Source organism: Fictibacillus sp. Mic-4 (assembly GCF_049843615.1).
GTDB lineage: Bacteria > Bacillota > Bacilli > Bacillales > Fictibacillaceae > Fictibacillus_A > Fictibacillus_A gelatini.
This window is the reverse complement of record NZ_JBBHZM010000009.1, coordinates 73,196-98,628: the sequence shown is the minus strand read 5'-3', so window position 1 is coordinate 98,628 and position 25,433 is coordinate 73,196. Positions and strand designations below refer to the sequence as shown.

28 protein-coding genes are annotated in these 25,433 nt (G+C 41.3%); 10 read left to right on the top strand and 18 right to left on the bottom strand.

Going from position 1 to position 25,433, the window contains the following annotated elements; genetic code table 11:
• Positions 1 to 12 precede the first annotated feature (12 nt).
• The 8 genes from WD019_RS08780 to WD019_RS08745 all read right to left on the bottom strand — a co-directional run bounded on the left by WD019_RS08780 (position 13) and on the right by WD019_RS08745 (position 9,072).
• Positions 13 to 918 carry an ABC transporter permease gene (locus tag WD019_RS08780; RefSeq protein ID WP_026679127.1) on the bottom strand — a complete coding sequence of 302 codons (906 nt, stop codon included), beginning with the start codon at positions 916 to 918 and terminating at the stop codon, positions 13 to 15.
• 12 nt (positions 919 to 930) lie between these two features.
• Positions 931 to 1,935: an ABC transporter permease gene (locus WD019_RS08775; protein ID WP_026679126.1), complete on the bottom strand. Its 1,005-nt coding sequence runs from the start codon at positions 1,933 to 1,935 to the stop codon at positions 931 to 933.
• A gap of 81 nt (positions 1,936 to 2,016) precedes the next feature.
• Positions 2,017 to 3,621: an ABC transporter substrate-binding protein gene (locus WD019_RS08770; RefSeq protein ID WP_425711235.1), complete on the bottom strand. Its 1,605-nt coding sequence runs from the start codon at positions 3,619 to 3,621 to the stop codon at positions 2,017 to 2,019.
• Between the two features lie 64 nt (positions 3,622 to 3,685).
• Entirely contained in the window at positions 3,686 to 4,654 is a 969-nt protein-coding gene (locus tag WD019_RS08765; protein ID WP_026679124.1) for an ABC transporter ATP-binding protein, read from the bottom strand.
• A complete protein-coding gene (locus WD019_RS08760) occupies positions 4,629 to 5,639 on the bottom strand; it encodes an ABC transporter ATP-binding protein (protein WP_026679137.1) in 1,011 nt (336 codons plus the stop codon). The genes WD019_RS08765 and WD019_RS08760 overlap by 26 nt, the downstream gene beginning before the upstream one ends.
• Positions 5,640 to 5,819: 180 nt before the next feature.
• Positions 5,820 to 7,571, bottom strand: a complete 1,752-nt coding sequence (locus WD019_RS08755; RefSeq protein WP_026679123.1) for an ABC transporter ATP-binding protein — start codon at positions 7,569 to 7,571, stop codon at positions 5,820 to 5,822.
• Positions 7,572 to 7,944: 373 nt separating this feature from the next.
• Entirely contained in the window at positions 7,945 to 8,472 is a 528-nt protein-coding gene (gene ntdP, locus WD019_RS08750; RefSeq protein WP_026679121.1) for a nucleoside tri-diphosphate phosphatase, read from the bottom strand.
• Positions 8,473 to 8,883: 411 nt separating this feature from the next.
• A complete protein-coding gene (locus WD019_RS08745) occupies positions 8,884 to 9,072 on the bottom strand; it encodes a gamma-type small acid-soluble spore protein (RefSeq protein ID WP_026679120.1) in 189 nt (62 codons plus the stop codon).
• Positions 9,073 to 9,211: 139 nt separating this feature from the next.
• Here WD019_RS08745 and WD019_RS08740 point away from each other — a divergent pair, with 139 nt between their 5' ends.
• Positions 9,212 to 9,406, top strand: a complete 195-nt coding sequence (locus WD019_RS08740) for a hypothetical protein (protein ID WP_425711234.1) — start codon at positions 9,212 to 9,214, stop codon at positions 9,404 to 9,406.
• Here WD019_RS08740 and mutY read toward each other — a convergent pair.
• Entirely contained in the window at positions 9,403 to 10,515 is a 1,113-nt protein-coding gene (gene mutY / locus WD019_RS08735) for an A/G-specific adenine glycosylase (protein ID WP_425711233.1), read from the bottom strand. The genes WD019_RS08740 and mutY overlap by 4 nt on opposite strands.
• Positions 10,512 to 10,835, bottom strand: a complete 324-nt coding sequence (locus tag WD019_RS08730) for a hypothetical protein (protein WP_425711232.1) — start codon at positions 10,833 to 10,835, stop codon at positions 10,512 to 10,514. The genes mutY and WD019_RS08730 overlap by 4 nt, the downstream gene beginning before the upstream one ends.
• A gap of 57 nt (positions 10,836 to 10,892) precedes the next feature.
• Here WD019_RS08730 and WD019_RS08725 point away from each other — a divergent pair, with 57 nt between their 5' ends.
• The 3 genes from WD019_RS08725 (at position 10,893) to WD019_RS08715 (ending at position 12,392) form a co-directional block, all read left to right on the top strand.
• Positions 10,893 to 11,879: a metal-dependent hydrolase gene (locus tag WD019_RS08725; RefSeq protein WP_425711231.1), complete on the top strand. Its 987-nt coding sequence runs from the start codon at positions 10,893 to 10,895 to the stop codon at positions 11,877 to 11,879.
• A 151-nt stretch (positions 11,880 to 12,030) separates the two neighbouring features.
• Positions 12,031 to 12,186 (top strand): small, acid-soluble spore protein K, encoded by a 156-nt coding sequence (gene sspK, locus WD019_RS08720; RefSeq protein ID WP_026679115.1) that lies wholly within the window; start codon positions 12,031 to 12,033, stop codon positions 12,184 to 12,186.
• A gap of 38 nt (positions 12,187 to 12,224) precedes the next feature.
• Complete coding sequence (locus WD019_RS08715) at positions 12,225 to 12,392, top strand: YpzG family protein (RefSeq protein WP_081412743.1); 168 nt, start codon at positions 12,225 to 12,227, stop codon at positions 12,390 to 12,392.
• A gap of 38 nt (positions 12,393 to 12,430) precedes the next feature.
• Here WD019_RS08715 and WD019_RS08710 read toward each other — a convergent pair whose 3' ends face one another.
• The 4 genes from WD019_RS08710 to WD019_RS08695 form a co-directional block, all read right to left on the bottom strand.
• Positions 12,431 to 12,742, bottom strand: a complete 312-nt coding sequence (locus WD019_RS08710) for a YfhH family protein (RefSeq protein ID WP_026679114.1) — start codon at positions 12,740 to 12,742, stop codon at positions 12,431 to 12,433.
• A gap of 78 nt (positions 12,743 to 12,820) precedes the next feature.
• Positions 12,821 to 13,633: a recombination regulator RecX gene (gene recX / locus WD019_RS08705; RefSeq protein ID WP_425711230.1), complete on the bottom strand. Its 813-nt coding sequence runs from the start codon at positions 13,631 to 13,633 to the stop codon at positions 12,821 to 12,823.
• Positions 13,634 to 13,726: 93 nt separating this feature from the next.
• The gene (locus WD019_RS08700; protein ID WP_425711229.1) at positions 13,727 to 13,930 is read right to left on the bottom strand and encodes a YbdD/YjiX family protein; all 204 of its coding nucleotides are present in this window, start codon (positions 13,928 to 13,930) and stop codon (positions 13,727 to 13,729) included.
• 4 nt (positions 13,931 to 13,934) lie between these two features.
• Positions 13,935 to 16,034, bottom strand: a complete 2,100-nt coding sequence (locus WD019_RS08695; protein ID WP_425711228.1) for a carbon starvation CstA family protein — start codon at positions 16,032 to 16,034, stop codon at positions 13,935 to 13,937.
• Between the two features lie 108 nt (positions 16,035 to 16,142).
• Here WD019_RS08695 and WD019_RS08690 point away from each other — a divergent pair, with 108 nt between their 5' ends.
• The 5 genes from WD019_RS08690 (at position 16,143) to WD019_RS08670 (ending at position 19,350) form a co-directional block, all read left to right on the top strand.
• Positions 16,143 to 17,117 (top strand): TIGR01777 family oxidoreductase, encoded by a 975-nt coding sequence (locus WD019_RS08690; protein ID WP_425711227.1) that lies wholly within the window; start codon positions 16,143 to 16,145, stop codon positions 17,115 to 17,117.
• Positions 17,053 to 18,171, top strand: coding sequence for an amidohydrolase (locus WD019_RS08685; RefSeq protein ID WP_425711226.1), 1,119 nt, complete (start codon positions 17,053 to 17,055; stop codon positions 18,169 to 18,171). Before WD019_RS08690 ends, WD019_RS08685 begins: the two co-directional genes overlap by 65 nt.
• Positions 18,172 to 18,398: 227 nt before the next feature.
• Complete coding sequence (locus WD019_RS08680) at positions 18,399 to 18,959, top strand: GNAT family N-acetyltransferase (protein ID WP_425711225.1); 561 nt, start codon at positions 18,399 to 18,401, stop codon at positions 18,957 to 18,959.
• Between the two features lie 69 nt (positions 18,960 to 19,028).
• Positions 19,029 to 19,151, top strand: a complete 123-nt coding sequence (locus WD019_RS08675) for a hypothetical protein (RefSeq protein ID WP_425711224.1) — start codon at positions 19,029 to 19,031, stop codon at positions 19,149 to 19,151.
• A gap of 25 nt (positions 19,152 to 19,176) precedes the next feature.
• A complete protein-coding gene (locus WD019_RS08670) occupies positions 19,177 to 19,350 on the top strand; it encodes a YfhD family protein (RefSeq protein WP_154658046.1) in 174 nt (57 codons plus the stop codon).
• A 271-nt stretch (positions 19,351 to 19,621) separates the two neighbouring features.
• Here WD019_RS08670 and rlmD read toward each other — a convergent pair whose 3' ends face one another.
• The 4 genes from rlmD to WD019_RS08650 form a co-directional block, all read right to left on the bottom strand.
• Entirely contained in the window at positions 19,622 to 21,013 is a 1,392-nt protein-coding gene (gene rlmD, locus WD019_RS08665; protein WP_245595286.1) for a 23S rRNA (uracil(1939)-C(5))-methyltransferase RlmD, read from the bottom strand.
• Between the two features lie 98 nt (positions 21,014 to 21,111).
• Positions 21,112 to 21,918, bottom strand: coding sequence for a delta-lactam-biosynthetic de-N-acetylase (pdaA, locus tag WD019_RS08660; RefSeq protein ID WP_026679106.1), 807 nt, complete (start codon positions 21,916 to 21,918; stop codon positions 21,112 to 21,114).
• 289 nt (positions 21,919 to 22,207) lie between these two features.
• The gene (locus WD019_RS08655) at positions 22,208 to 23,749 is read right to left on the bottom strand and encodes a fumarate hydratase (protein ID WP_425711223.1); all 1,542 of its coding nucleotides are present in this window, start codon (positions 23,747 to 23,749) and stop codon (positions 22,208 to 22,210) included.
• Between the two features lie 134 nt (positions 23,750 to 23,883).
• Positions 23,884 to 24,093 (bottom strand): SE1561 family protein, encoded by a 210-nt coding sequence (locus tag WD019_RS08650; RefSeq protein WP_026679104.1) that lies wholly within the window; start codon positions 24,091 to 24,093, stop codon positions 23,884 to 23,886.
• Between the two features lie 188 nt (positions 24,094 to 24,281).
• Between WD019_RS08650 and yfkAB the strand changes: the two genes are divergently transcribed.
• Positions 24,282 to 25,391, top strand: a complete 1,110-nt coding sequence (yfkAB, locus tag WD019_RS08645) for a radical SAM/CxCxxxxC motif protein YfkAB (protein WP_026679103.1) — start codon at positions 24,282 to 24,284, stop codon at positions 25,389 to 25,391.
• Positions 25,392 to 25,433: the final 42 nt, after the last annotated feature.

The window sequence follows — 25,433 nt, the reverse complement described above, 5'->3', positions numbered from 1 at the left end:
AGGCTGCTTTTTTTAATTTTTCATTCGCGGATCAAGTGCATCACGCAAGCCGTCACCTATTAAGTTAAAGCCAAGAACCGTAAGCATAATGGCTAAACCGGGAAAAAACAACGTCCACGGAGCGTCTGTAAGAAAATCTTTCGAATCAGCCAGCATTTTCCCCCATTCGGGAGTTGGCGCCTGTGCGCCGAGACCAAGAAACCCGAGGGCGGCTGCCTCAATAATCGCTGTCGCAATTGCAAGGGAACCCTGGACAATAATGGGCGCCATGCTGTTCGGCAGGACATGGTGAAATAAAATGCGCATATCACTCATCCCAATCGCTCTTGCCGCTGTAATATATTCTTCCTCCTTTACAGATAGGACTCTTGAGCGAATGAGCCGCCCGAAAGTCGGTACGTTAATAATCGCAATGGCAATGAGTGCGTTTTGCAAAGATGGACCGAGAATCGCCACAACGGCAATGGCTAATAAAATGCTCGGAAAGGCTAATAAAATATCAAATATTCGAGAGATGATGCCATCGATCCAACGTCCATAATATCCAGCTACAATTCCTAACAAAGATCCGATGATGATGGAACCTGAAACGGATACAAACCCAACCCATAATGAGATGCGGGCACCATAAATGACACGGGTCAAAATATCCCGGCCAAAGTCATCCGTACCAAACCAATGCTCGCTCGATGGGGCTAAATGTTTGTCCGCTAATTTTTGCCCGTTCATTTCATAAGGAGCGATGCTATCTGCAAATATCGCTAATAAAATAAAAAAAACAACAATGCCGAGGCCGAAAAGGGCGATTTTATTTTTCCTAAACGTTTTCCAGGCTTCTTTCCATGGCGAAATCACTTTTTCATTTTCCGGTGTCACTTCCGGGCTGCTAGGAGGGGTATTTGTCGCTAATTCTGCCATCTATCATCTCTCCTATCGATATTTAATACGTGGATCAATGGCTGCATATAACAGGTCCACCACGAGATTAATTAATACAAAAATAGATGCAATAACGAGTATCCCAGATTGAATAACAGGATAATCCCGATTTTGGATGGCCTCATAAATATAACTGCCGATACCGGGCCAACCGAAAATCGTTTCCGTTAAAATCGCGCCGCCAAGAAGCAATCCCGTTTGTAGGCCAATGACTGTAATGACAGGTATAAGGGCATTTTTCAACGAATGCTTGTACACCACCCAAAAGGAACCTAAACCTTTTGCCCGTGCTGTACGGATATAATCAGAACGCATTACCTCAAGCATACTGGAACGTGTAATCCGGGCAATAATCGCCATCGGTATTGTTCCGAGGGCAAAACCAGGCAAAATCAAATGTTTAATCACTTCAATAAATTGATCAAATCGACCTTGAAGTAACGTATCTAACAAATAGAGATGAGTGATCGCTTCAACCGGATCCCGTATATTATCCCTTCCGGTCGTCGGGAGCAGATCCCAATGAATCGCGAACGTATATTGTTCCATTAAGCCGAGCCAAAAAATTGGCATCGAAACGCCAATTAAAGCAAGAAGCATCGCAATATAGTCAAACCATGAATTTTGAAACCAGGCCGAAATAATGCCTGCATTTACACCAATAACTATTGCAATAATCATCGCAACGATTGACAGCTCAATCGTTGCCGCCAAATATGGCCATATTTCCTCACTAATCGGTGCTTTCGTCCGAATGGATTCACCTAAATCACCGTGAAGTAATTGCTTAATGTAATCAATAAATTGTATATGTATTGGTTTGTCCAGTCCTAAGTCCTTAGAGAGTGCCGCTACCGCTTCTTTTGTTGCTTGCTGTCCTAAAATGACTTTCGCCGGATTCCCAGGAATGGCATGAATTAAAGAAAAAACGATTAAAATCATGCCAAACAACACAGGAATGAGCGTGACCAGCCTCCGGATCGTGTATGTCAACATCTCCATCACCTCTTTCTTGGTGTAAGAACAATTATGATTTAAATTTACAAAGGGGAGTTTCAGAAACTCCCCTTTGTAACCTTATTCAATCGTGACGTCAGCAAAAGATTGTGTACCTGTAGGATGCGGGAAGAATCCTTTAATTGTGCTTTTGCCTGCCAACTGAGGTTTTGAGTGGGCAAGCGGAACCCACGGTGCGTCATTATGAATGATTTCTTGAACTTTTTTATAAATGTCATTTCGTTTTGCTTCATCCGTTTCCGTTTGTGCTTGAAGCAATAGCTTATGGACTTCTTCGTTTTTGTAACGGGAATAGTTATTTGAACCGATGCTGTCTTTATCTAGTAGTGCATATAAGAAGTTATCCGCATCCCCGTTATCACCTGTCCAGCCGAGCATAAACATTGGCGCTTGACCATCTTGAAGCTTATCTAAATAAGTCGCCCATTCCATTGTAACGATCTTTGCTTTTACGCCAATTTTGGCGAAATCGCTTTGAATCGCTTCAGCCACTTTTTGCCCGTTTGGCATATAGGGGCGCGGTACAGGCATCGCCCAGAGATCCATTTTAAATCCATTCGGGTAGCCAGCTTCTTTAAGTAGTTTTTTCGCTTTATCAAGATCAAGATCGTAATCCTGGATGCTGTCATTGTATCCGGCAATTGTTGGCGGCATTGGATTTTTTGCAGGCTCTGCCGTGCCTTCATAGAAGTTTTTAACGATTTCTTTCTTGTTTATTGCATAACTAAGCGCCTGGCGAACTTTTTTGTTATTAAACGGTTTCTTTTCCACATTAAAGCCGAGATAGCCAATGTTCATTGGCGGGCGCTCAAAAAGTTGAAGCTTGCTATTGGATTTTACCTTATCGACTTCGCTCGGGTTCACGCCATCAATTAAATCAACTTCTCCTTTAACTAAAGCGTTTAAGCGTGCAGAGTTATCTTTGATTACTTTAATGATCACTTTATCAAGTTTTGGAAGGCCTTTTTTCCAGTAATCTTTATTTTTCTCTAATGTAATCGTGTCGTTTCGCTTCCATTCTTTAAAAACGAATGGACCTGTGCCGACAGGATGTTCAATATACTTATCGCCGTATTTTTTAATAGCCGCTGGAGAGGATATAGCAAATGGCGACATCGCCAAATTTTTCAAGAATGGCGCTTGCGGACGATTTAACGTAAATTGAACGGTATTGTCATCGATTGCTTTAACTTCTTTAATAACAGCTTCTTTTTCTCCTTCAAAGCCGCTAAATTGAGATTTAAAATAAGCAAATGTTTTTGCATCTTTACTTTTAAACCAGCGGTTAAAATTATAGACAACCGCATCTGCATTAAATGGCGTTCCATCATGGAATTTTACGCCTTTTTCTAAATGGAACGTATACGTCTTTCCATCTTTCGACATTTCCCATGACTTCGCAAGGCCCGGGACAACTTTTGTACTCTCTTTGTCATAGTCAACAAGCGTCTCCGTTACTTGAGCAGTTGCGATAAACGACTCTCCATCGGTTACTGTCGCCGGATCCAGTTTCACAGAGTCACCGCCGCGGGCATAAATGAGTGTTCCACCACCGCCATCGTCATTGCCGCCGCTTGCTCCATTCTTTTTCGAAGAGCTGCAGCCGGTAAGCGCTAACGAAAGAGTGAGAATGATAACAAAAGCGATTGACCAGGTTTTCTTCATGCTTTTTCCCCCTTAGTACTGCTTTTTGAAAAAATAACATTTGCCATATGTATTGAACGTGCTGTCATTTATAAAGATGACAGGCTACGTAATGGCCTTTCTCCACTTCTTTAAATAAAGGTTGCTTATTTGCACATTCTTCCATTGCCTGAGGGCAACGGGTATGGAATGGACAGCCTTTTGGCGGATTCGAAGGACTTGGAACATCTCCTTGAAGAATGACACGCTCCGACTGATGTTCCACATCAGGAATTGGCACTGCAGATAGCAACGCTTTCGTGTACGGGTGTTTCGGATTTTCATACAATGGTTCACTATCAGAGAGTTCAACAATTCTTCCTAAATACATGACACCGACCCGATCACTGATATGGCGGACGACGCCAAGGTCATGGGCGATAAATAAATAGGTAAGGTCAAATTCTTCTTGCAAATCTTGTAGCAAATTTAAAACTTGTGATTGAATCGAAACGTCAAGTGCAGAGACCGGTTCATCAGCAATAATCAGCTTCGGATTGACAGCAAGCGCTCTTGCAATGCCGATCCGCTGGCGCTGTCCTCCACTAAATTGGTGTGGATAACGTTTCGCATGATAACTGTTTAATCCGACAATCTCTAGCAGTTCGCGAACCCTTTTCTTTCGTTCGGCTGAGCTTTTCATTCCATGAACAATAAGCGGCTCCTCAAGAATTTTCTCAACCGTATGCCGGGGATTAAGCGATGCAAACGGATCTTGAAACACCATTTGCATTTCGCGCCGGATTTTGCGCAGTTCCCCTTTTGACAGCTTCGTAATGTCTCTTCCTTCAAAGTAAATGCTTCCTTCACTCGGTTCTAAAAGCCGAAGCAACATCCGGCCGGTGGTTGATTTTCCGCAGCCACTTTCTCCAACAAGCCCCAGCGTTTCCCCTTTATTGATAAAAAATGAAACGCCGTCTACTGCTTTCACTTCCCCAATTTTTTTACCAAAAATCCCGCCGTTTACCGGGAAATGTTTTTTTAAATTTTCAACCTTTACCAACGGCTCTGCCAATGGCTTCGACCCCCTTTCCTTCCTGGTAAAGCCAGCATCGTACTTTCTGGCCGGTTTCCAACGTATCTAAAGGTGGCGTTTCGGCCAGACATCGCTCATTTCTATGTGGGCACCGGGGAGCAAACTGGCATCCTGTTTTGGTGGAACCCGGCTTTGGCACATTTCCCGGAATGGAATATAGCCGGTCCTTCTTCAAACGCATATCCGGAACCGATTGAATTAAGCCAACGGTATAAGGATGTTTCGGATGTTTGAAAATAGTTTTAACATCCGCTTCTTCGACCACTTCCCCCGCATACATGACGACAATCCGCTCGCACATCTGGGCAACTACACCGAGATCATGGGTGATCATCATAATAGCTGTATCAGTTTCCTTATTGAGCCGTTTCATAAGATCGAGGATTTGCGCTTGAATCGTCACATCAAGAGCTGTCGTCGGTTCATCTGCAATGAGCAATTTCGGCTCGCAAACCATGGCCATTGCGATCATGACCCGTTGTCTCATTCCGCCTGAAAGTTGATGCGGATATTCATTCATTAATTCTTCCGCCCTGGGCAGGCCGACTTGTTTTAATATTTCGATCGCGCGCATTTTCGCTTTATTTTTTGGCCATTTTTTATGTATTCGTATTGCTTCTATTAATTGATTTCCTATTGTGAAAACAGGGTTTAAGCTTGTCATTGGCTCTTGAAAGATCATCGCTATGTCATTGCCGCGAATTTGACGCATTCTTTTTTCTGAAGCACGTATGAGATTTTCGTTGTTATACAAAATTTCCCCTTGTATTTTGCCAGGAGGTGTTGGAACAAGTCCCATGATAGATAAAGAGGTAACGCTTTTTCCACAACCTGATTCACCGACAATGCCAAGCACTTCACCAGGGTTCACTTCAAAACTTATCCCATTGACAGCAGGGATTTCGCCGTCGTCTGTTAAAAAGGACGTTCGCAGGTCTTTCACCTTTAATACAGGATTCCTCACCCTCCTACTCACTCCTTTCCTCTCATGATGATAAAAATGACAACTCTATGGGAATTATGACATTATTTTTGTCGATTGACAATAAAAAATTTTGCAAATATTTTAATAATAGTTAAAAAGGCCTATTCAATTAGTCCTTGATTAAAAAAGACCGGAAAGAAATCATTCTTTCCGGTCTGCTTAAACTTGATCTAATTGCTGTACAGAGAATAAATTATAATAGGTTCCCTTTTTTTGCATTAATTGTTGATGTGTTCCCGTTTCGACGATTTTACCATGTTCAATGACGACAATCCGGTCAGCATGTGTAATGGTCGCCAGCCGATGCGCGACGATGAATGTCGTTCTATTTTTCGCTAATTTTTCAAGCGACTCTTGAATAAGATGTTCACTTTCTAAATCAAGTGCCGATGTTGCCTCATCCAATATAAGAATGGGAGGATTTTTTAAAAACACGCGGCTAATAGCAAGACGTTGCTTTTGCCCGCCGGAAAGCTTTACGCCGCGCTCTCCAATTTGCGTATCATACCCTTGCGGCAATCCCATTATAAAGTCATGCGCATTCGCCGCTTTGGCAGCCTCGATCATTTCTTCTTCACTCGCAGAAGGTTTCCCCATTAATATATTGGACCGTACTGATTCACTAAACAAAATATTATCCTGCAGCACCATCCCTATATGATTGCGCAGGCTTCTTGCTTTAAAGTTGCGAATATCTTTGCCATCAAGCAATATTCTTCCTTCGGTTACATCGTAAAAGCGAGGTATGAGTCCGACAAGTGACGATTTCCCCCCGCCGCTCATTCCGACAAGCGCGATCGTTTCGCCCTGCCTGGCCGTTAAATTGATATGTTCAAGAACGTTGGCTTCAGATTCGTTGTAACGAAACGAGACGTTTTCAAACGTAATTTCACCTTTCACCGATTCTAATGTTTCCGCATTCGGCTTATCGACAATGTCATATTTTTCATCCATAAATTCAAACACGCGATCCATTGATGCGATTGACTGGGTTAATGTCGTTGATGAAGTAGCTAGCCTTCTAAGCGGATTATAGAGCCGGTCTAAATAACCGACAAAAGCGACGAGCGACCCGAGCGTAATCGCACCTTCAATCGCTCGAAACCCGGCAAACCCGATTACGAGAAGCGGAGAAATGTCGGTGACCGTATTAATAACAGAAAATGTCTTTGCGTTCCAGGCGGTTTGCGTTAATGCCTTTTTTAAAAAATTCGAGTTCCGCTTATCAAATTGATGTTGCTCATGCTCCTCTAATGCGAAGCTGCGGATGACAGAAATTCCGTTCACTCTCTCATGCAGGTGCCCTTGAACTTCTGCAAGCGCCTGTGATCGTTCCCTCGTTAATTTCCGCAGGCCACCGTAAAAGACTTTAACACAAACCGCATAGACCGGAAGCATTAAAAGCGCAACAACCGTCAGCCAGAAATCCATTGACCACATAATGATGATGGTGATGGCGACCGTAAACATATCGAGCCAAATGTTCATTAATCCATCAATGACAAAACTCTTTGTTTGTTCAACGTCATTAATAACCCTTGAAATCACTTCACCTGATTTATGGTTAGCGTAATATTTTAAGCTTAATTTTTGAATATGATCAAATAGCTTATCCCGTATGTCATATAAAATTTTGTTTCCGACCCATTGGGCAAAATATTGGCGGAAATATTCGATTGGCGGCCTGAGCACAACAAAAATAAAAAATGCACCGGCCATGACATATAAAAGCCTATGAATTCGTTCACCCGTCGTTAAATCCGCCGGGGTCACAATATGATCGACGACATATTTTAAAATAAGCGGGATCAATAATGGGATCCCAAATTTTATAACTCCTATAATAACCGTTAAAATAATTTGCTTTATGTACGGTTTAACAAATGTAAGATATCTTCTTATGCTGCTCATAGTTGTTCACCTGTCTTTCTAAGACGCCATAGTAGAAGAGAGAAATAGTCAAACTGGCGAAATTGCCAATTTGACTATCCGGGCGTATAAGCAAAACCTGTTGAAGGCGCTTATCCAACAGGTTTACATTTTAAGTATTGTTCAAAAAGGAGGACAAACAGGGCCAAGAAGTTCAAGGAAGCGTAGCCTACGAGCAAGGCTACCACGAAGAAATTACTTCTATCCAGCCTTGTGCCGAGGAAGCCTACTACAGAGCAATGCTCGTAGACGCAGGCACAGCGGAACACACTCGCATAATACGTGAGGAGCTAGAGCCGCGCTGACGCAGAAATTCGTAGGCAATGTTTCCCGGACTTTTTGAACATCCTCTTTTCTATCTGTATTCTAAATAACGCTCGTACCACTGCTCAATAAAACCGGGTTCAAACGGCCCTTTCCTCTGGGTAATCATGGAGATTAACTCTTTTAAATTTTTGCGGATAATTGAATCCAGTTCCGGTGGATATTTCATCAATCGACTATGCAAATTATATTCATCTTCGTCTAATAAGATATAAGACATGTCAGGAAAAACTTTGACATCCAGGTCGTAATCAATGTATTTCAATGCTTCTTCATCCCACATAAAAGGGGAACCGAGATTGCAATAATAATATATGCCGTCTTCCCGAAGCATACCAAGTATATTAAACCACTGATGGGCATTAAAATAACAGATGGCAGGTTCCCTCGTTCGCCATTGTCGGCCGTCCGCTTCAGTGACAATGATTCGATCATTTCCGGCGATTACCACATTAGAGGTCCCTTTTAACACTACTGTATCTTCCCAGTTACGATGGATTAATCCGTTATGTTTATAACTTTGGATGTTAATGACACTTCCGGTTTTAGGAAAACTCATACGCCTCTCCTTTCTTTAGAATTCCGGAAGCCAGGCTTACCAATATTAACTGATCTCCTTTCATTAATTATTTTACTTATAGGTTCACCAGCTTCGTAGATCTAATTAAAATTTGTTGTGTCATTCCTGCCGACAATAACCCAACCTTCATCCAAATTTATTTTCTCTCCTATATTATATCGTTTTAAGAATTGTTTGGAAATGATAGTGTCCCTGTTTCTGAAAAAAGCTGCCGCCTATTTTTTATCCTTATGTAGTATGCCCGTCTGTGCTTAATGGGTAAAGCAATTTTGTTGAGGTGAGAATCACGAAGCTTGGGACCATTAAAATTGGCGAATTGCCAATTTTCTCGTTCTATACAAACCAAAATGCCCCCTGCCGCGTTTGGCAAGGGACATCGATAGATAGAGGTTATTGTTGTGTTTTCTTTTGTTGAGACTGTGCGTTTTGTTGACGAACTTTTTGAACGTTTGTTTCGCTCGCAAATTCAGTACCGAACGCACCAGCTCCAGCACCCGCTTGTTGAGATTGAGCATTTTGTTGGCGAACTTGTTGTGCGTTAGTTCCAGCAGCGTTTTTAGCTTGTTGCTTTTTGTCCATTAGAATCACCTCCACGACAATTAATGTAACCCGATTTAGGCGAAAGGATACATTTATTTTTCCGGAATAATATTAATAAAATTTGGAATAAGATTCTTCCTTTTGTTGAAAAATAGGACTCACGAGGAGGTTCTTTCGAATGAATAACAAAAGAGACATGACCGAATTAGGCATGATATCAATCAAAGATTGGACAGACGATGAGCTTCGCTTTTACCATCATTCGCTGCAACAAATGACTCCCTTTTTAAACGCTGAAGGAACAACCATCCGTAATGACATTATTGAAGAAATTAAATCCCGCGGAGGATTGAAGTCATTAGAGAAACGTTAAGGCGTTTCTTTAACGACTTCAATCGCGAGTTTTCTGATTTTTTGATGCGAGACAGGGAATGGATAAGCCTCCATTTCCTCAAGTGTCACAAGCTTTGTCCGTTCATTGCTCTCAAAAGAACTTAACAATTCCCCTTCAAAAATTTGAATGTTCCACTTCAAATGAGAAAAGACATGGTCGAGATTGCTAATATAATCCCCGATTTTCGCCTGTATTCCCCACTCTTTTTCAAGGAAACGGGCAATTTCCTCCTTCGATCCTTTCCCTCTTTTTAAAAGCGGGGTATTTGGAAATTCCCAGAGGTTAGCAAGCAAGCCTTCATTAGGCCGTTTATGAATTAAATATTGCCCTTGTTTGTTTCGCAATATAATTGCGCCAATATCTATTTCTTTTATTTTTAATTTCTTTTTCTTAATTGGCAGTTCATTTTGCAATCCTTCAGAAAAAGCTCTACAATAATGTTGAACAGGACATATGAGACAGGCAGGGGACTTCGGTGTACAAATTAAAGCCCCGAGCTCCATTAACGCCTGGTTAAATGACGAAGGATCACTTATAGAAATCATCTCACTTGCCGCTTCCTCAAAAATCGTTCTTGTTTTCGCTTTCGCAATATCCTCTTTAATGAATAAAATACGAGAGAGAACCCGCATAACATTTCCATCAACCGCAGGAGCCGGCACATTGTATGCGATACTTAATATGGCACCCGCCGTATAAGGTCCAACACCTTTTAATTTTGAAATTTCCTTAGATGTATTGGGTACCTGGCCATTATAGTTTTCACACACTTCTTTTACTGCCGTTTGTAAATTTCGAATACGGGAATAATAACCAAGACCCTCCCATGCTTTTAATACTTTTTCTTCATCTGCTTCGGCGAGAGAACGAAGAGTCGGAAATTGATCGATAAAGTGATTAAAATAAGGGATGACTGTATCTACACGGGTTTGTTGAAGCATTACTTCTGAAACCCAGATTTTATATGGATCACGCGTCTTACGCCATGGAAGCTTTCGATGATTTTCTTTATACCAATCAATTAAATTTGACTGAAAACGTTCGATTTCGAAATCGTTTAAATATGGTGAACGGACTTGTTGTTTCAATGTATTTCCTCCACATTTAATGGTTCGAATGCCCAGCAATGTAACTTTTTCAAACCGCCTTCAATGCATTCTTCAAGCATTCCGAAGATGGGGTGACTCGGATTCGTTCTTTTTTCTTTAATCGACTGATATAAAGATATAGAATGAACAGTAAAGCTTTCAACATATAAATTTTCTTGATCGGCTGCTTTTAGCCAGGACAGGTGAGTGGCACCTAGATTTTGTAATTCACGAATCACATCTTTCATATTTTTCTCATAAAGTTTTATAATGTCTTTATTTATTTTATACTCAATAAAAACAGTAACAGGTTGTTTCATATCGTCCTCCAATTAGTTGTTATCTTTTTTCATCCATTAGTAAGGAGGTTTTCCCACTTGGATACTGGAACTCACATCGTCATGGGCCTTGGATTAGGCGGTTTGGCCATGCTCGACCCGGTTGTTGCTTCAGACCCTGTAATGGTTCATAGTGTGCTCATTGGTACAATAATCGGTTCCCAGGCTCCTGATTTCGATACTATATTAAAATTAAAAAATAATGCCCTTTATTTGCGCCACCATCGTGGCATTACTCATTCTGTTCCAGCCTTGTTTTTTTGGCCCGCCATTATTTCATTAATTATTTATTTATTCGTTCCGGAAATTAACGGTTTTCATTTATGGCTGTGGACACAGATCGCCGTGTTCATCCATGTTTTTGTCGATATTTTTAATGCATACGGAACACAGGCGCTTTCCCCTTTTTCAAAAAAGTGGGTAGCATTAGGGGTAATTAATATATTCGACCCGTTCATTTTTCTTATGCACTGCATCGGGCTCGTTCTCTGGTACTTTAGGTTTAATCCTGGAGTAACATTTTTAGTCATTTATATTATTTTAGCGGGCTATTATATTTGGCGCATCTATCATCGCCATACCGTCAACTTATTGGTTAAAAAAGCAATACCGGAAGTTACTGAAATTATCGCTTCACCGACAATGAGCTGGGACCGGTACCATTTGGCTTTAAAAACCGATCATCAATTTATTGTAGGAAACATAAAAAAAGGACAGGTTCATATTCTTGATACGTTTGATCGCATTCCTGTTCCCGATTCGGAAATTATTGAGGCAGCCAAACGCGATAAAAACATATCAGCCTTTCTTTCCTTCTCTCCAATATACCGTTGGGAAATGAAAAAAAACCGGTATGGATACGAAGTGCGGTTTATCGATTTGCGTTACCGGAGTAAAGGACATTACCCATTTTCCGCGATTGTCCAATTGGATGAGGACCTCAATATTATAACATCCTTTACTGGCTGGGTTTATAATAAAGAACGGTTAAAGAAAAAAATGGATTTTAATCCCGGAAATATTTAAGCGATGAATAAGCTGCCGAGACGTCTCTGGCAGCTTAAAAATTGATTAGCAAATTTGTTCATGTACAGCCATTATTTTGCTCATTTCCCTTCACATAAAGGTATTTTTCCGAACTCATACTAAAAGAGAACCGATTTAAAGGAGGTTACTTATGCGCAATAAAGCAAAAAACTTTCCGAATCGGATCTCCTTCTCAGGTGAGCCGAGAGCAAAAGAAGAATTTTCTTCGAAACGGCCAGATGGAACAATTCGCGACCATCCAATGGAGCGAATGTTTATGTCCAATCAACACCGAGATGAACAGTAACTCTTACGGTTATCAATTTTCTACTGGGGGGTAATGAAATGAATAAAAAGGATTATTTTAAGCCGAACCTTTACAATGCACATTACCAGGACCCGTTTCACTCGCCGCGGGCGAATCCAAAGCATGCCTATAATCAAGTGTGCGGGGAAACCCAGCAAGCGCTAAACAACTATGTGCTTGAAATTGAAACACGTAAGCGTTCTTAGTGCCGGATAGAGAAGCGGGTTTCGCTTCTCTATTCAATTTACTCAGGCTTTAATAATGAAATCGGGAAAGCTTCTAGTTCGGTTGAATGATTGCGGTAGCCCCAGGCAAAAATGCCATTCATATAAAGAATTTCAAACGTTGAACCAGGGTCTCCTTCGATCGTATACGTTTGACCTGGTTTAAAATTTTTAGGATCGAGCAAATAGGATTTAGCAACCGCCATTTTCCTTTCATATACTGCAAATTCATTTACCATTCCCATTTGCTCGGCTTTTTGCATTTTTTGTTGCAATGCAGAAATTTCTATATTCAATTCGTAATTCGTCATTTCACTATAACGTTTTTCCACTCTATTCACCTTTTTCTATAATTGCACTTCCATTACAAGTATACAACAATGATGATAAGTTCACAGGCATTTCATTTTTTATTGCTCGAGATCTTCTGAATGCATAATTTCCTCAATTAATGAAAAAGAAAATCCTTTTGCATATAAATATTGTTTCATCCGTCTTTCATAATCAAAGCCGGCATATTTTTTATATTTCCGATGAGCTTTTCGCGCCTGGTGAATAAGCGCATCCCTTTCTTCCTCTTCACTACTGCTAAAAGATACTTCACGGAGTGCTTCCTCAATAACTTCTTTTGAAAACCCCTTTTGCATTAATTGGGTTGCTATCTTTTGTTTTTGTTCTTTTTGCGATGCGCGATTTTTATGCATTGCTTTTTTTTCTGCAAATTTCTTTGCTGCCTCAATTTGTTCCTGCAGCGGATATTCGTTAAGACCTTTTTGAATGTCACCAGAACTTACACCTTTTGCGTGCAGTTCCTGATGGATGACGAGCGGTCCCTTTGTTGTGGTATTTTTTCGGCTCCGTACAAACATTTTAGCGAATTCTGTATCATCAACATAGCCGTAACTGGATAATTTATCGATAACGCTATCAATTACCTCACTGGGATACTCATTTTTCTTTAAATAATCTTTTATTTCTTTAACTGCCCTCATTCGATAAGAGAGGTAGTTTAACGCTTTATTAAATGCCTGTTTTTTATGATCTTCAGAAAGAATGGCAGCTTGCTCATCCTCGGGTAGCTGACGTCCTTTTTTTAATTGAAATGCAATAAGTACATCGGCGTCCACACTGGCCCAAAACTCTTCCCCTGAACCCTTATCGATATATATATTAAAACGATCCTTATTCTTTTTTTGCGTTGTGATTTTCGTAATGACAGCCACCTGCATCACCTCATTTTAATCATAACAAAAAGAGAGATGGGCGTAAAAAGTACGCTCATCTCTGAATTAAAGTGCAACCTGCACTTTTTATCGTTAACAACATCGCTGTGCTGACGCACCATATTTCTTTTCCAAATACTCCTTGAAAAATTCCTTTTCCGAAGGTGGCGTGATTTCAGGATGATGTGTCTTCAAATGATTCACATACGCTTCATAATCAGGCAAGTTGGAGACCCCTTTTCCGATTTTTCGTAAAATCATGATCCCATTTACAATTTTTTCAAACCATTCATTCATGAATTTACACCTCGCCAAGGGTTGTCTGGACAAACGGCTCCTCAAACGTCGCTACTTGTTTTTTCTTCACAAGAGTTTTATGCCAGATTCTTAGAGCATCGATTAATACCCCGATAATAATTAGCATAAAAATAGCGGTCAAGGCAGCATCTAGCTGGTTGTTAAAAATGATTTGCTTTGCCGCTTCAGGCGAAGGAATCGTAGGCGGCAAATTCCCGCTTTCTAATGCCTGTTTGGTCACTTCCGCCTGCTTTAAAAATCCAATTTTCGGGACATTTGAAAAGATTTTTTGCCAGGCAGCTGAAAAGGTTACGATAAGCAGCCAGGCAAGAGGAATGAGCGTAACAAAGGAAAGTTTCGCTTTCCCCATTTTGATAATAACCGTTGTCGCCACTATTAAAGCGATTGCCGATAGCATCTGGTTAACGATCCCAAACAGCGGCCATAGCGTGTTAATGCCACCTAGCGGATCGGTAACACCGACGACAAGGAAATAACCCCAGCCAGCAACTACAAGTGCACTTGTAAAGACTCCGGCAGGTATTGATTCCGTTTTCCCGAGCGGTTTCCAAATATGGCCGAGCAAATCTTGCAGCATAAACCGCCCAACCCGTGTTCCCGCATCGATTGTTGTTAAAATGAACACAGCCTCAAAAAGAATAGCAAAATGATACCAGAAGGCCATTAACTCTGGACCGCCAATTATTTTTGAAAAAATATGAGCCATTCCAACAGCAAGCGATGGCGCTCCCCCCGTACGCGATAAAATCGTTTGTTCGTTAACATTTTGGGCAATCTGATTAATTTCGTTTGCTGAAACCGTAAAGCCCCATGAGCTGATCGTTTGTGCTGCCGCATGAACGTCCACGCCAATGGCAGCTGCCGGGGAATTAATGGCAAAATAAATGCCCGGTGAGAGCAATGTGGCGGCAACCATCGCCATGATTGCGACAAATGATTCCGTTAACATCCCTGCATAACCAATCATTGGCGCATGTGTTTCGTTGGCAATGAGTTTCGGTGTCGTTCCCGAAGAAATTAAGGCATGGAACCCGGAAACTGCCCCACAGGCGATCGTAATAAATAAAAACGGAAATAAGTTCCCCGAGAAAACCGGGCCTGTTCCATCCACAAATTTTGTTAAAGCGGGCATTTGAATTTGTGGCAATACGATTAAAATACCAATAGCTAAAAGACCGATGACACCGACTTTTAAAAACGTACTTAAATAATCGCGCGGCGCTAAAAGCAGCCAGACCGGCAATACCGATGCAAGAAAACCGTAAACGATCATCATAATCGCAATCGTTTTTGCTTCAAATGTAAAGAGCGGCGCAAGCGTCTCTGAATCCGCAACCCACTGCCCAGCAATCAATGAAATGACTAAAAGGGCGAATCCGATGATGGATGCTTCCCCTACTCGTCCCGGGCGAATAAAGCGCATATAAATCCCCATGAATAGGGCGATAGGAATCGTCATGGCAATCGTAAACGTTCCCCACGGGCTTCCTTTTAACGCATTGACGACAACCATTCCCAGTACGGCAATTAAAATAATCATAATGGCAAAAATGCCGACAAGCGCTAAAAAGCCGCCAACTGGCCCGATTTCTTCTTTCGCAATTTCTCCTAATGACTTTCCTTTCCGGCGCATGGATATAATAAGAATGACAAAATCTTGAACCGCCCCGGCAAGAACGGCACCGGCAATTAACCAGATCGTCCCCGGCAAATAACCCATTTGTGCAGCAAGTACCGGTCCTACAAGCGGACCTGCCCCTGCGATCGCCGCAAAATGGTGTCCGTATAATACCCATTTATTTGTCGGAACAAAATCTTTCCCATCATTGTACCGTTCTGCGGGAGTCGCCCGCATCTTGTCCAATTTAAAGATTTTATTGGCGATAAAACGGGAATAAAAGCGGTAACCTACTGCATATGTAGCTAAAGATGCTACAATGAACCAGACCGCATTAATTTGTTCATCCCTTTGTAAGGCGATGATTGACAGGCTGATTCCACCGGCTAAAGCTACAACAATCCAAATGAGTGTTTTTAAAATAGGATTGCGGCTTTTCACCGGAAGATTCGTCTTTGCCTCCATGTTACCCCCTCCTAAATGATGTATACTATATTTTGTTGGAACAATATCATTATATCAAATATTCTCAATTTTTAGGATAAGCATTTCTATTATAAAGGAGATCACTTGATGAATATTGCTATTGCAGGCGGTACAGGCTTTGTCGGGTCAGCGTTAACAAAATATTTACTTGCTCAAAATCATCACGTCTACATATTGACCCGGAATATACTAACTAAAGAAAATCGTTCAAACGTTACGTATGTCGAATGGCTGACGCCCAAAAGCCAGCCGGAACATCATTTAAAAGAAATTGATGCTTTAATTAATCTAGCCGGTGAAACGATTAACGGCCGCTGGACAAAAAAGAAGAAGACTGCCATTTTAAACAGCCGGTTATTAGCCACGCATGAGATTTTCCGACTTCTTACTCACTTAAATAAAAAGCCGTCCGTGTATATAAACGCCTCGGCGATCGGCATATATGGAACTTCCGGGATAGAACGGTTTACTGAGCGCTCTAAAACAAATGGTCACGATTTTTTAGCAACGGTCGTAAAACGATGGGAGAATGAGGCAGCCAAAATAAAAGAATTAGAAATTCGGACTGTTTTTGCCCGATTTGGTGTCATATTAGGAAGGGAAGAAGGAGCACTTCCGAGAATCGTTCTCCCGTATCGCTTTTATGCCGGCGGCCGGATTGGAAGCGGCAAGCAATGGGTATCCTGGATTCATATTGACGATGCTGTCCGAATGCTTGACTGGGCGCTTTCAAATAGCGAAATTGCAGGGCCAATAAACGTTACAGCGCCTGAACCTGTTCAAATGGACCAATTCGGACAAGAAATAAGTACGGTTATCCATCGGCCCCATTGGCTTATAGTCCCTTCTTTCCCTTTAAAAATGTTACTCGGGGAAATGAGCATGCTAATACTAAAAGGGCAGCATGTCTATCCTGAAAAAGCGATGCAGCTAGGATTTGACTTCTCCTATCCTCGCCTTCATCATGCGTTACAAGATTTATTAACAGGTGAGAAAAATGAAAACATTACTAACCGGAGCGAAAATCTATCCGATCACTTCACCGATTCTCAAAAAAGGTGACTTGCTGATAGTAAATGGGAAAATTGAAAAAGTGGAGGCTAAAATCGAGCCTCCTTCTGATGCGGAAATTATAAATGTGAATGGACTTCATCTTCTTCCGGGGTTCATCGATGTGCATACCCATCTCGGCCTTTATGATGAAGGAACCGGCTGGGCGGGCAATGACGCGAACGAAACACACGGAGTGCTGACGCCACACATCCGTGCGCTTGATGGCTGCAATCCGCTTGATATGGCATTTCGTGATGCTGTAAAGTACGGCATTACAACGGTTCATATTATGCCCGGAAGCTCCAATGTCATTGGGGGAACGACTTCCGTTATTAAAACGCACGGGAAAAACATCCAAAAAATGTTAGTAAAAGAAATGGCCGCATTGAAAATCGCCCTTGGCGAAAATCCGAAACGCATTCATAGCGCAAATTCAAATGATTCCATTACCCGGATGGGCATTATGGGAATGCTTAGAGAAGCTTTTTATCATGCAAAACAGTCGCCAATGGCGAACCTGCGAATCTATCCATTAAAGGCTGCTTTGGAACGGAAAATTCCGGTCCGAATTCATGCCCACCGTGCAGACGATATTTTATCGGCGATCAGGCTCGCGGATGAATTTAACCTTGACCTCCGCATTGAACATTGCACGGAAGGACATCTCATTGCAGACGAACTTTCCGGTCGAAATTTAAAAGTTTGTGTCGGGCCTACATTAACCCGGAAATCGAAAATAGAGCTTACGAATAAAACATGGGAAACGTATAAAATTCTTACTGAACACGGAGTTGAAGTTTCCATTACGACCGATCATCCTTATACGCCCATTCAATATTTAAATATATGCGCTGCACTGGCTGTAAGAGAAGGCTTGAGTGAGGAAAAAGCATTGGAAGGAATTACGATCAACCCCGCCAGGAGCCTCGGCATTGATCATCTTGTCGGTAGCCTTGAATCCGGGAAAGATGCGGATCTTACATTATGGAGCGACCATCCTTTTCACTTTACCTCCAGACCCGTAATGACTTTCATAAATGGCGACATCATCTACAAAAATTAGACAAAAAAATCCTGTTTTCAATTTAAAAAAAATGTCTTATTATATAACTATAAAGTATAAGCTATGCATTTTATTCGTTGATAAAAATCTTATAAAAACGCTAGGGAAGGCAACTGGTGCGCCACCGGAGTTAATCCGGTCTTAGTGGGTTCGATTCCCACCCCGAATTAATGTTTCTTTACTTAATTCGAGGGTGGGTGTTCCCCTGCCCTCAAGGAGGGATTAAATTGTTAAAAAAACGTGATTTGAACGATTGTCATGTTCTTTTCAATTTAATGGTGCACCCGGATGTCTTCCCTTTTGTGCGCCAAAAAGCATACTCTTTAGAAGAGTACATGTTTTTGACGAAGCAAACAATGGAAGAAGAAGAACGGGGCAATATTATTTCGAGAACGATACTTGATGAGTGGAATAACCCAATCGGAACGATCAATTTATACGATGTCCAGGATGGAAACGGCTTTCTTGGTACATGGCTTGGCCAGCCCTATTTTGGCAAAGGCTACAATAAATTAGCCAAAGAAGCATTTCTTTCTGAACTTTTTTTTGAAAAAGATATTCATACCGTCTTTATGCGCATTCGAAAGGAAAATATTCGATCGCAAAAAGCGGCGGAAAAGATTCCTTATGTCACCCTTGCCAATGAAACGAGAAAGGACGTCTTTGACCGTTTAAATAAAGACGGCCATATTTATAACCTTTATCATGTTGAAAAAGACAATTATATGCTTTATCATTTACGAGCCAAGCAAGAATTGCAAGAAGAAGATCAATTAAAAGAAGCATAATTGCGCAAAATAAAAACATCCGGCGAAACGGGTGTTTTTATTTTTGGTAAAATCCCTGGAGGTGTAAACGTGAAAAGCAAAAAGCAGCAGTCTAAAGAGCGGTTTGGTGGATTAACGAAAATGCAGGAATTTTTATATCAAAAAGAGTTTAATGCAGTTAACGATAAACAACATTCTAATCGGGAAAAATAATAAAACCTAAGGGAGGCATACATCAATGACAAAAAAACAAGACATGGACAAACTTTTGAAGCGTGCAATTAATTATAAAGGTCTTTCTGACGGACTTGATGTCGAATATTCAGAAGAGCTTGCCGACGAAGATGATTTAGAAGCAAAAGGACGTGCAGAAGCGGCTGATCAACGGCAAAAATCCTCTAAAAAACACTAGTATTTTTCACAAAATTATGACAAAAGACCTGTAGCCCGAGCTTCAGGTCTTTTACCGGAATAACGTTAATATCCTGTGGATAAAAATTTCCACACAGTGTGAGTAATGTGGATATTTTGTCGAAACGGCAGGTAATTTGTCATAGTTCACTTATTTTTATAGGACTTATTAATGGTATATTTACAAATATATTCACAAATTTGTGGATAACATTGTGGATAGTGTGAATATATCTGAATTTTTTCATTGAAAATTATTTTATTAACATTTCTTATTTCTCATTCACCAATGAACAAACCACTTCAACATGCGCCGTATGCGGGAACATATCCACAGGGGTAATCAATTCGAGCTTAAATCCTTTTGTTATCAACATGTGGACATCTTTTGCGAGGGTTGACGGGTTGCATGATACATAAACCATTCGTTTTGGTTTGATCTGTAAAACCGTTTTTAAAAAAGATTCCTCGCATCCGGTTCTTGGTGGATCGACAATGATACAGTCCGGGCGCCAGCCTTCCTTTACCCATTTTGGCAGCCATTTTTCTGCTTTTCCCGTTTCATAAACCGCGTTGTGGATGCCATGTTTTTTTGCATTTTCTCTCGCATCTATTATCGCCTCTTCAATAACGTCCATGCCACGGATTTCAGCCGCATCAGGGGCGAGCCAGAGGCCGATTGTGCCTACTCCGCAATAGGCATCAACAATTTTTTCTTTCCCTGTTAATCGGGCTGCTTTTTTCACTTCATCATATAGTTTCACCGTTTGCTTTGGATTCAATTGAAAAAAGGCTCTCGCCGAAAGCTCAAATGACAATTCCCCTAGCCTTTCCGTAATCGTTTCCCGTCCTTCAAGCGGAATTGTTTTATCCCCAAAAATTAATGATGTTTTTTTCTCATTGACGTTTTGCAAAATCGAAGTAACTTCCGGGAGGCGCTTTTTGATTTCAGAAATGACCAGCTCTTTACGCGGAATTTTTTCTTGAGTGGTAATCAGCACTAATTGGATGTCTCCCGTTTCAAAAGCGGTTCGAACGACGATCGTCCGTACGATTCCGCTTCGTTTTCGCTCATTATAAATCGGAATATTTAAATCCTGTAGAATTTGTTTTACAACATTGGTTACACGGATTGTCTCTGGATGCTGCACCTTACAGTTTGCCAGGTCAATTAATTGATGGGAACCAATTCCATATAGCCCGGCAATGACTTTTTCCTTTTGTTTGGCCACCTGAAGCTGGCTTTTGTTTCGGTACTCCCACGGATCATCCATTCCGATCGTGGGCTTTAACGGCAATTGATCGTGCTCCATATTTGTATACCGTTCAAATGCCTGCCGGACAATATCTTGTTTTTCTTTTAATTGGGCAGCGTAATTTAAATGCTGCAATTGGCAGCCGCCGCACTGTTCATAGATGGGGCACGGCGGAGCCACTCTATCTTTTGAGCGCTTGCGGATTTTTTTCACTTTTGCTTCCGCGCGGTTCGGATAAACTTTTTGAATTTCAGCGACAACTTCTTCTCCAGGAAGCGCACCCGGTATAAAAACAATTTTTCGTTTAAAAAACCCGACGCCTTCTCCATTAATGCCAAGCCGTTTGATCGTTACAGGAATGGTTTGACCTGTCTTTAGTTCAACCTCGTTTGCCATATAAACACTCATTTCTTCCTTTTTCTTCGTCACATTATAGCATGTGCAGCAACGAATCAGCTAATGACCTGTTTATAAAAAAAGAAAACGCCCAATGAAAAGACGCTTTCTTATGGATTGATCAGAACCGGCGGAATAGTTTGCCCCGCCCTTAAGTCGTCCAGGCTTTTAAACGTATACCCTTTTTTTCGCAAATCATCGATGATCTTGCCAAGCGCTTCACTATTGTCCCGGGAAACCGAATGAAGCAATAAAATGCAGCCCGGATGAATTTGTTTCATAACGTTTTTATAGGCATATTCCCAGCCACGCTGGCGGTCTCTTTCCCAGTCCAAAAACGCTAATGACCAAAAGACGTGCGTATATCCTAATTTCTTTGCCTCGGCGACCGTCCGTTCACTAAATACGCCTCTTGGCGGACGCAAATAGTGCATATCGGTCTTGCCTGTGATTTTCGTATAATCTTCCTTTACTTTCTCTAATTCTTCTTTCAATCGTTCATTGCTGACCGTCGTCATATCCGGGTGATGGTAAGAATGATTACCGACAATGTGGCCTTCCTTCACCATCCGCTTTATTAAATCCGGATTTGTTTTTAAATAATGTCCGGTAACGAAAAACGTAGCCGGCACTTTTTTTGCCTTTAATGTATTAAGAACGTCATCGGTATAGCCATTTTCATATCCGTTATCAAATGTAAGGTAAATGTCTTTTTTTGACGTATCGCCGATAAACAAACTGTCATATTTCTTGATCAAGCTCAAATATTTTTTATCCGTCGTCGGCGGCACTTCATTTCCTTTTCGTTCAAAATACCATTCGAATCGTTTATTGGAAACGCCATTAGCGGATGCAGTATTGATCGATAGCGGAAACGCAAGAATGAAAACAAATAAAAGAATGACCCATTTTTTCACGATTACTATCACTCCTCTTCTATTTAACCTGCATTCCTTATTTTTCTTTACCGGGTAAAAAGAATTCGAGGGAAAAACTAACATGAGCACCAGTTTATTTTTAAATAATATCAGTTTTTTCAGTACGGAAATCGGGCAATCATTAGCGTATATCGAGCAATTTAAGAAAGGTATCATTCATTTTTTTGTATCAATCCATTTTCTATGTGTATCAGTCAATTCGATCTGCATATCAGTCAATTTTTTCATAAAAAAACTCGGCGCCTCTCAAACGCCGAGTTTTTCACCATTATTTAAATACTGGTTCTTTAAATTGAGCAAGTTTTTCTAGTGAGGATTTTTCCACATCTTCATGCAAGCTGTTTCCGTGGGAATCCATCGTGACAACGGCAGTAAATCCTTTTACTTTAAGGTGCCACATCGCTTCTGGAATGCCGAATTCCATAAAGTCGACACCTTCTACTTTTTCAAGGCACTCTGCATAATATTGGGCGGCACCGCCAATCGCATTTAAATAAACGCCGCCGTGCTCTTTTAATGCTTGGAGTGTCTTCTTGCCCATTCCGCCTTTTCCGATGACAGCGCGAATGCCAAACTTTTTCATGATATCGCCTTGATAAGGCTCTTCACGAATACTTGTTGTCGGGCCCGCCGCTTTAACTACCCAGTTGCCTTCTTCGTCTTTCGCCATGACCGGACCGCAGTGGTAAATGATGTGGCCATTTAAGTCAACCGGTGCATCGTGGTCCATTAAATATTTATGAATCGCATCACGGCCTGTGTGCATAGCGCCATTAATTGTAACTACATCGCCAACGCGGAGTTCGCGGATTTGTTCTTCTGTAATCGGTGCTTCAAGCACAACAGTGCGCGTTTCTTCTTTTGCTTGTTGTTCTCCGGCTGTGTGATCCTCTTTTGAGAAATCAACATCTTCACCTTCTTGATAAAGCCATTCAGTAATGTCTCCCGTATTCGGATCGACTTTTACACCGAGACGGCGGAATGCCCAGCAGTTATAGGCTACGGATACGAAGAAGCTTGCCGGGATCCGGTTCATGACACCGATTTTACAGCCTAGAAGCGTTGTTTCGCCGCCGAATCCCATTGTTCCGATGCCAAGCTTGTTTGCGTTTTCCATTACATATTCTTCTAACTTGCGAAGATCTTCGTTCGGATTGACGTCATCAGCAGAACGGAATAACATATTTTTCGCAAGTTCATAGCCGGATGAACGGTCCCCGCCGATTCCGACACCGATAAAGCCTGCGCTGCAGCCCTGTCCCTGCGCCTGGTAAACAGAATGCATAATGCATTTGCGAATGCCGTCCAAATCACGACCGGCACGGCCAAGTCCTTCTAATTCACAAGGAAGACTGTATTGAATATTCTTGTTTTCACAGCCTCCACCTTTTAAAATAAGGCGTACATCAATGTAATCTTCTTCCCATTGTTCAAATTTGATGACAGGTGTTCCCTCCCCGAGGTTATCCCCGCTGTTTGCCCCTGTTAATGAGTCAACAGAGTTCGGGCGTAATTTCGCATTTTTCGTCGCTTCGGCAATCGCGGCAAAAATCGCCTTTTTCATTTGGATTTGATTCACATTCACAGGAACCTTAATTTTAAACGTCGGAAGCCCTGTATCCTGGCAAATTGGTGAAACGTTTTCATCCGCCATTTTAATATTGTTTGTGATCGTACTTAATGACATCGCCGCACGCGTTCCCGCATTCTCTTTCGCTTTAGCGCGAGCGATGGCTCGTCTGACGTCTTTTGGCAGCTTAGTAGACGTTTCAACGATTAACTTATACATGCTCTCTTGAAACTTGTCCATTTCTCCATAACTCCCTTGATTTCGTTATCTAAACCTTTTCTATTATAACAAAAAAATCCGACTTCTTGACAAAGAACGGATTTGGAAATGTATGTATAAACTTCTGGCATCTGGTTTAGCAAGAAATGCGTGTTTTAACGCATTTCTTGCTGAGCTGCCTCTCCCCAATTAATTCGGAATTGCTTGCATTTTGTTTCAAGTTCATCCAGCATCCCGATAATTCTGTCGATTTCCTCGACTCCGGCAGTTTCCGCATCAATCGAATCAAGTACTTTAAGAAGCATATCGACCCGATTTTTAATATATTCCTTTTGCATTACTTTATCTTCAATCGATTTACCCAAACTGTTCTCTCCTTTCATTGTACCTGTTATAGCGTAACAAACCATGTTACCCTTGCCAACCGTAACTTTTCTCTTGCCAACGGCCACTTTTTCTTTTGTCTAACTTGTATTATGATAAGCTATGGTCTTTAAAAACTGCCAGCAAGAATAAAATAAAACACGTCAATCTTTTTAAAGGAGTTCTTAACATGCAAGTAAAAACACCGATTTCGCCTGCGTATGACCCGTGGGAAGCATATATGGATGTTGAGCAATTCGGATCGATGCAATTAACGAATATTGAAGTGACGACGACAACTTTGTGCAATATGCGATGCGCCCATTGTGCCGTAGGCTATACATTGCAAGTAAAAGATCCTGAACCGCTTCCACTTGAATTATTGATCAAAAGGCTTGATGAAATTCCTTTGCTTCGCGCTTTTAGTATTACCGGAGGAGAGCCGATGTTGTCAAAAAAATCGGTTGAATCTTACGTTTTGCCTCTTTTGAAATATGCACGGGAGCGCGGGGCACGCACACAGATCAATTCAAATTTAACATTAGAATTGTCACGCTATGAGCAAATTATTCCTTACCTTGATGTATTACATATTTCCCATAATTGGGGAACGGTCGAAGAATTTGCGAATGTTGGGTTTGCTGTTATGGAGAAGAAGCCTTCTTTTGAGCAGCGTGCGGCTCTTTTTGAGCGGATGACAACAAACGCCCGTGAGCTTTCTAAGCGGGGCGTGGCCATTTCGGCTGAAACGATGCTTAATAAAAGCACCGTTCCGTATTTGGAAAAAATACATCAGCACATCATTGAAATGGGCTGTATAAGACATGAAGTTCATCCGATGTACCCGAGCGATTTCGCAAGCGGCTTAGAAGTTTTAACGTTAGAGGAAATGAGGGAGGCCATTCACCGTCTTCTTGATGTTCGCAACAAAGATGTATGGATGCTTTTTGGAACATTGCCGTTTTACGCATGCTCGTCGAATCAAGAAGATTTAAAGCTTTTACAACGATTGTTTAAAGAACCCAATATTACGGTTCGCAACGATCCTGATGGGCGTTCAAGACTGAATATCAATATATTTGACGGTGAAATTATCGTAACCGACTTTGGCGATACCCCTTCACTTGGCAATATTCGAGATACCTCTTTGATGGATGCGTATGCGAAATGGTCAGAAAGCAAGACCGCCAAAAGCTTAAACTGCCATTGTCCAAACGTAAAATGTCTTGGCCCGAATTTACTAGTGAAAGATACGTACTATAAAGATGTTGATTTTTCCAAATTGTCATCCCATCTTTAAATGATTTTAATATCACTTTACAAAAGTAAGTTTAAAGAGTAT

What these genes read in the sequence shown, in the direction of transcription:
- WD019_RS08780 (WP_026679127.1), bottom strand. Translation starts at nt 918, where the DNA reads ATGGCAGAATTAGCGACAAATACCCCTCCTAGCAGCCCGGAAGTGACA.
- rlmD (WP_245595286.1), bottom strand. Translation starts at nt 21,013, where the DNA reads ATGAGTGTTTATATGGCAAACGAGGTTGAACTAAAGACAGGTCAAACC.
- ntdP (WP_026679121.1), bottom strand. Translation starts at nt 8,472, where the DNA reads ATGAGTTTTCCTAAAACCGGAAGTGTCATTAACATCCAAAGTTATAAA.
- yfkAB (WP_026679103.1), top strand. Translation starts at nt 24,282, where the DNA reads ATGCAAGTAAAAACACCGATTTCGCCTGCGTATGACCCGTGGGAAGCA.
- WD019_RS08730 (WP_425711232.1), bottom strand. Translation starts at nt 10,835, where the DNA reads ATGAAACAACCTGTTACTGTTTTTATTGAGTATAAAATAAATAAAGAC.
- WD019_RS08775 (WP_026679126.1), bottom strand. Translation starts at nt 1,935, where the DNA reads ATGTTGACATACACGATCCGGAGGCTGGTCACGCTCATTCCTGTGTTG.
- WD019_RS08770 (WP_425711235.1), bottom strand. Translation starts at nt 3,621, where the DNA reads ATGAAGAAAACCTGGTCAATCGCTTTTGTTATCATTCTCACTCTTTCG.
- WD019_RS08745 (WP_026679120.1), bottom strand. Translation starts at nt 9,072, where the DNA reads ATGGACAAAAAGCAACAAGCTAAAAACGCTGCTGGAACTAACGCACAA.
- WD019_RS08740 (WP_425711234.1), top strand. Translation starts at nt 9,212, where the DNA reads ATGAATAACAAAAGAGACATGACCGAATTAGGCATGATATCAATCAAA.
- WD019_RS08755 (WP_026679123.1), bottom strand. Translation starts at nt 7,571, where the DNA reads ATGAGCAGCATAAGAAGATATCTTACATTTGTTAAACCGTACATAAAG.
- WD019_RS08655 (WP_425711223.1), bottom strand. Translation starts at nt 23,749, where the DNA reads ATGGACAAGTTTCAAGAGAGCATGTATAAGTTAATCGTTGAAACGTCT.
- sspK (WP_026679115.1), top strand. Translation starts at nt 12,031, where the DNA reads ATGCGCAATAAAGCAAAAAACTTTCCGAATCGGATCTCCTTCTCAGGT.
- WD019_RS08715 (WP_081412743.1), top strand. Translation starts at nt 12,225, where the DNA reads ATGAATAAAAAGGATTATTTTAAGCCGAACCTTTACAATGCACATTAC.
- WD019_RS08670 (WP_154658046.1), top strand. Translation starts at nt 19,177, where the DNA reads ATGACAAAAAAACAAGACATGGACAAACTTTTGAAGCGTGCAATTAAT.
- WD019_RS08700 (WP_425711229.1), bottom strand. Translation starts at nt 13,930, where the DNA reads ATGAATGAATGGTTTGAAAAAATTGTAAATGGGATCATGATTTTACGA.
- WD019_RS08685 (WP_425711226.1), top strand. Translation starts at nt 17,053, where the DNA reads ATGAAAACATTACTAACCGGAGCGAAAATCTATCCGATCACTTCACCG.
- WD019_RS08690 (WP_425711227.1), top strand. Translation starts at nt 16,143, where the DNA reads ATGAATATTGCTATTGCAGGCGGTACAGGCTTTGTCGGGTCAGCGTTA.
- WD019_RS08695 (WP_425711228.1), bottom strand. Translation starts at nt 16,034, where the DNA reads ATGGAGGCAAAGACGAATCTTCCGGTGAAAAGCCGCAATCCTATTTTA.